The 5,547-nt window shown below is 35.5% G+C and carries 7 protein-coding genes; all 7 read right to left on the bottom strand.

Annotation, left to right across the window (positions count from 1 at the left end):
- Positions 1-62: 62 nt before the first annotated feature.
- The 7 genes from OWO01_RS15770 to OWO01_RS15740 all read right to left on the bottom strand — a co-directional run bounded on the left by OWO01_RS15770 (position 63) and on the right by OWO01_RS15740 (position 5,356).
- Positions 63-410: a DUF2200 domain-containing protein gene (locus OWO01_RS15770; RefSeq protein ID WP_268781432.1), complete on the bottom strand. Its 348-nt coding sequence runs from the start codon at positions 408-410 to the stop codon at positions 63-65.
- Between the two features lie 186 nt (positions 411-596).
- The gene (locus OWO01_RS15765; protein ID WP_268781431.1) at positions 597-1,619 is read right to left on the bottom strand and encodes a hypothetical protein; all 1,023 of its coding nucleotides are present in this window, start codon (positions 1,617-1,619) and stop codon (positions 597-599) included.
- Positions 1,620-1,815: 196 nt separating this feature from the next.
- On the bottom strand, positions 1,816-2,193 hold the full coding sequence (locus OWO01_RS15760; RefSeq protein WP_268781430.1) for a hypothetical protein: 378 nt from the start codon (positions 2,191-2,193) through the stop codon (positions 1,816-1,818).
- The gene (locus OWO01_RS15755; protein WP_268781429.1) at positions 2,180-2,746 is read right to left on the bottom strand and encodes a DUF6036 family nucleotidyltransferase; all 567 of its coding nucleotides are present in this window, start codon (positions 2,744-2,746) and stop codon (positions 2,180-2,182) included. Before OWO01_RS15755 ends, OWO01_RS15760 begins: the two co-directional genes overlap by 14 nt.
- Positions 2,747-3,405: 659 nt before the next feature.
- On the bottom strand, positions 3,406-4,230 hold the full coding sequence (locus tag OWO01_RS15750) for a DUF2785 domain-containing protein (protein ID WP_268781428.1): 825 nt from the start codon (positions 4,228-4,230) through the stop codon (positions 3,406-3,408).
- Positions 4,231-4,627: 397 nt separating this feature from the next.
- Positions 4,628-4,870, bottom strand: coding sequence for a hypothetical protein (locus OWO01_RS15745; RefSeq protein ID WP_268781427.1), 243 nt, complete (start codon positions 4,868-4,870; stop codon positions 4,628-4,630).
- A gap of 102 nt (positions 4,871-4,972) precedes the next feature.
- The gene (locus OWO01_RS15740; protein ID WP_268781426.1) at positions 4,973-5,356 is read right to left on the bottom strand and encodes a 5-methylcytosine restriction system specificity protein McrC; all 384 of its coding nucleotides are present in this window, start codon (positions 5,354-5,356) and stop codon (positions 4,973-4,975) included.
- Positions 5,357-5,547 lie beyond the last annotated feature (191 nt).

Genomic DNA, 5,547 nt, shown 5'->3' with positions numbered 1-5,547 from the left:
CAAGATAAAAAAGCACCTAGCACTCCAAAAAGACAGTTGTCCATTTGAAGTGCTAGGCACATTTATCGCAAAATCTTCTCCATCACTTTCCCTTTTGCCAATTCATCAATCAATTTATCCAAATAGCGAATTTCCTGCATGGTTGGTTCTTCGATGTCTTCCACTCGGACGCCGCAGATCACACCTTTGATCAATGACCGTGAAGGGTTTAGTTTTGGCGCTTCCGCAAAGAACGTTTCAAAGTCTGTCTCCTTTTCGAGTTGCGCTTCTAATCCTTCCCGACTATATCCAGTCAACCAAGTGATGATTTCATCCACTTCTGCTTTCGTCCGTCCTTTTCTCTCAGCCTTGTTGACATAGTGGGGATAAACACTAGCAAAACTCATTGTATAGATCTTATGTTTGGTCATGATACACATCCCCCAATTTCTAGTTTCTTTTTATGAATAGACGTAACCATTTACTTCTCGATTCTTACCATAGTAAATATTCCAGTAACATTATCCTTCTAGATAGATCGACAAAAACCGGGTGGTGCCATGAATGTAGGGGTCCCTTGGTAAAAGGAATTATCCATAACGCCTCCTAGCACCCATTTAACAACTATAGATAAACTCCGGAAACTCCTTTGTATCCTTTATCTGCTCATAAGCGTTTTTCAACGCTTCCCTTAGCTTTACACCATTTAACACTGCCAATTCATACTCTTCTAGCCAATCATCCACACGTTGAAACCTCCTAATCAATTCAAGGAAAATATACATTTTGACCTCTGAGGAAGAAGAAATATAATGTTGTTTAAAATATTTATTGGCATTTTTATATTCTCCTAGACTACTTTGTATCATATAAATCAACTCAACCAAATCGTTAATATATTCGTTGTTCCGAAAACCCACTACATTTCCCTTCGCTTGCTTTGCTTTCTTTATGTTCTCCTTCTTTTCCTTTAGTAGATCTTTAGCTATCTTGATCGCTTCTTCTTTAAGTGGAGCATTATTCAAGTTTTCCAATAAGACTTCTGATACATTACGTTTCAACGTTTGAAAATCACCATCGTTTTCAACCAATAGCAACAATGATTCACGAATCCATTTGCTTGGTTCCCCTATTCGTTTCTTTAGTTTTACAACCTGATCAAAAAAATCCTCTTGTGATATTTTTATCGTATAAAATGGTTCAGTACTTGCAAAAACATAATGCCCTGAAGCATAACAAAATAATTCGTACAGGTCTTCCATACGAGCTGCACAAGTCTTTGCATATTCCGGCTGGTGTGAAAGAGCGATTAACTGCTCTACTAACCTTTTCGCTGTGAAGCGCCAATTAGAACGTTCCTTCTTAGGAATAATCCGATTAGGTGCAATATAATTTTGGTCATATGCATTTTTCAAAAAATATTCTATTTCACGTTGAACATATTCGAAGTCTAAATTATCTACTGATTTACGATTTGCACTCTTTTTAACTTTAAACGCGTCTGAATCGTCAATCAACTGATCTATTTCTTTTTCTTCGCGCATTTTTTTTGGAATTTGTTTATACATTTCCACAATTAAATTTTGCAACTCATCTTTCTTTCTACCCATTAGTTTCTGTCGTAACTCATTGACCTTCATAAATTGAACTTCCTCTACTTTAGATTAAAATTACTCAACTTTCATTTCTTTTAAAAAAGTGTTCCGTATATTAGTTAGGGATTTTGATCGTCCCAAAGAATCGTGAAGCCTGTGAGGTGCGAGCGTCCGTTACTCCCACTTTAATACCATTAATTTCTCGATGTCTTGAAGCGGGAATCGGGTGGTGCCAGGCACCTTATATTCTTTCAATCCCATGGAGATCGAAATATACATTCCTAGCTCTAAAAGGACCCGGGCTACTGTAAATAAGCTTGACTTTATCAAAATCACTTAGTCGTTTGGAATGGTAATAAGGTGTGTCAAAGCTTAGTCTTTCATCCCTAATCCATCCCGGAACATCAAGCTTGTGTATTTGTAAAGAATAATCAATCAATGCGGCCACTTTTGTTAAATAGTTGATTTCAAGATCGGTACATAAATCAAGATCACAGGGGTTGTTTAGACTTGTAATAAATGCTTGATCTTTATATTTTAAAATCTCTAACAGTTGATTTAGTGCTGTATCCTCATCTGGATAATCAAATAATGCTTGGAGATATTCATTCCCAATCATATCCGAGATCCTTTCCTAAATATTTTATGAAAAGATTTTGTCTTTCCCCGATAAGCGAAAGAGGTAAATAGCTTGAAAAAATAGTCAGCAGATCTTTTTTTGTCGTAATACTTAAATCCTTACAAAGTAGATGGGCATCAACAAAGTCTTTGGCCGGTTCAGGTCTTGCAGCTAATAGTTTCATCGCTAATAATTGCTCTGGCTTCGGTCTTAAAATTGTTAAATTTGAATACACTTTAAACATTTCTTTTTCTTCTTTTATTAACGCCTTTAATGGTTCTTTCACTTCTTCATTTATCCAGCCATCAGATAGATTAAAGGTAGACCTAGTCAAATCTAATATATTTTCAAACAATCTCATATTGGTCTCACCAAAAACACAATCAATATCTTTTGTTGCTGGCCGATGATCATATACTAAGGTCATAATTGAGCCGCCATAGATCGTTAATTCCAGTTGCATTTTATTTTCCATTAGTTGTACATTAATAAACCTAAAAATTTCTAATAGTTTTTCCCGATCCAATACACCTACGTTATCAAAGAGATTCATGTGATACCTCCCACTTCATTTCACTATCCTTATTATACCATAAATACGAATTCCTTTACGCATTACTTCGACGAGTAACTATCTAAAGGTAGACCACAGGGACAGGCACCTCGGTCCATTATATAAAAGAATCAGTGCTTAGTAATATACCTAAGCTGGTGGTTCAGTGTGCCAAGAATCAAATAGTTGTCCATAGAAGAAATGATAAGGACAGATACCATGGATGAGGGATTGTGGGACGGGTGATCCTGTCCCCGCGGTCAAGAAAGGAGCTGTGAAATTGCAAAATAGAAGTTGGATGGTTGGCAATATAATAATAGGTGCAGGAGCTATCGTTACTTTTCTTAATATTTTGTTCGAGTTTTTTGGCAGAATCCTAATTTAGTACCTTGGTATCTAGTACTTCTCATCGTTCTCTTTATGTTATTTAATGTGATAACCATTAAATAACACTCGCTAACAACCTGGGTAGTAGCACAGCTTATCGCGTTAGGATCAGCAGGGATTGCTTATTTGCTCCACTTTTTAATCCAATTATGAAGAAGCAGAGAACCGGTCCCTGCTTCTTTCTAATCTCTATACTTTTTCTTCTTAGCACCAGTTCTTCAGGTGACGCCCTCATTCGCTGAAGTAGGCAATAGTTCAAATTTTTAATGGTTTTAGTTATACATTTGTTTATGCCAGTTTTCTAAAAGGGTTGCTATATTTTCGCGTAGTTCATAACAATCATTTTTGTATCGAAGTCTGAAATAATAACCCCGCATAAAATTTATGACATTGGATTTCTTCCAGCAGAAGTTCAAAGTCCATCCTTCTTTTTCTAATAAATCATTTAGTTCTTCAGAGATTTTAAATATCCAATTTAGGATTTCACTATCAGTTACGCCTTTCTCTTGAAGGACTTCTACTGCAAAAATAAGTCTTTCCTCTTCTTCATCAACAAAAGGTAAATTTATTGTGCTATTTTTGAATAAACATAGTTTGATTGTTTCAAGACACTCTGAAGATAGTTCTCTATTGAAATTCGGATGCCTTATCGCTTCCGTTAATAAATCTGCTCCGTGCGCTATACTATGAGCCCATCCTTTGCCAACTACATAGCCCCGAATATCTTCTTCAAGTTTCAGATAATTAATACTGTCCTCAATCGATCGTTTCAAAAATTCATCTGACAGAAATCTCATTTCCCCATCTTTCTTTAAGACTAATACAATAACTAAAGCAGAAAAAGAACGAGTGAATACTGAATCATTATCTTTTTGACCAATATCAAGAAATAAGTCTCTAAGACAAAATTCAAAGATATGAGTCATTTGTTTTATTGTTAAATAGTCTTCGAAAATAAGTTTTCCAAATGAATGATAAATTAGATTATCCCTAAGTTCTGAGTCGATTGAACCTATATTAATCAGCATTCTTTCAATAAGATTATCCAAATTACTATGTTGTAAAGTTGTTTCCAATTTTTTTAGATCTTCCTTCAATGACATACCCTCACCACTCAACCTTTATTAAAATTTCTCTACAGCTCTTCCGCACTCTCAGCAACCCGAAAATAGAAGTTCGATTGTTGCACCAACTCCTCCTGAAAATGCCTCACAGTAAGTAAAGTTTTTATAGAATATGAGACCACAGGGAGACCACAGGGACAAAAGGACCACAGGGACAAAAGGACCACAGGGACAGGCACCTCGGTCCATCAAATAAAAGAATCAATGCTTAGTATTATACCTAAGCTGGTGATTCAGTGTGCCAAGAATCACATAGTTGTCCATAGAAGAAATGATAAGGACAGATACCATGGATGGGGGATCGTGGGCGCGGTGAACCTGTCCCTGTGGTCCCACATAAAAGTTTTTCACATTCACGCCCCATAGTACTTTATAATACTCCGCTAATATACTCCTCTACAAGTCTACTATTCCCTGCTTTATCACCTAGGCATTTTGATAAATAGCTTAAATTCAACGGGTTTAACACTACCGATCCCATGTATTCATCTGAGGTTGGATTATTAATATTGATTTCTTGTGTAACAGCAACGTCATTTAATGAAGGATAGATAATCGTTGCTTTTTTGTTTCCTTCATTACTTAAGGCATACACGGACAGCTGATATAACATATTACTAGGTAACTCTTTCTCCCATAGATCCCTATATTTTTCATCAAGTAACTTTATTACTTTTCCATTTTTCTCGATGGCAAAGTCTGGTCTTGGGGTAGGTCACCTTCTATTTTTAGGATTATGATTAGATGCATACGTAAACATATCATGTAGAAGAAATTGCTCCCTAACAGTATAGTCTGGAACATAATCCTGAAGTAATCTACCCACCAACGATTCAAAGAAGCGATTCATGTCAAAGAGGAAACCTTGTAGCTTTAATTTCTGATTATTTCCATCAAGTTCTATCCCTTGATTTTCTTGCAAGATAGATATGATTTCGAGTAATGACCGGTACCGCTCCGTTAGTTTATTAACATTGTTTTGCGCCTTTTTAATTACTTGTCTAGTAAGAGCAAAGTCAGAAATATATTCTTCCAATTTTGAGTTGAGACGTCGTAAATCTACGGTTAAATTTGGATCACTCGCTAATGAAATACACATCTTTATTCCCGCAAGTAATACTTGAAAAACTTAAAGTAAATAAACTGATTAAAACTAATAACTTTTTCAAATGAATTTCCCCTTTTAATTTTATTTTGAAAGCGTTTCCAAGTCGGATTTTACAGGAAAAGTTAATAAAAGTAAATTACTTCAAGAATCTGTTATTCTTAAACTTATTGATGTATAATGGT

Source organism: Natronobacillus azotifigens (assembly GCF_026805325.1).
Taxonomy (GTDB): Bacteria; Bacillota; Bacilli; order Bacillales; family Amphibacillaceae; genus Natronobacillus; species Natronobacillus azotifigens.
Note: the sequence above shows the minus strand (reverse complement) of the source record. Positions and strands in the feature narration are given on the sequence as shown.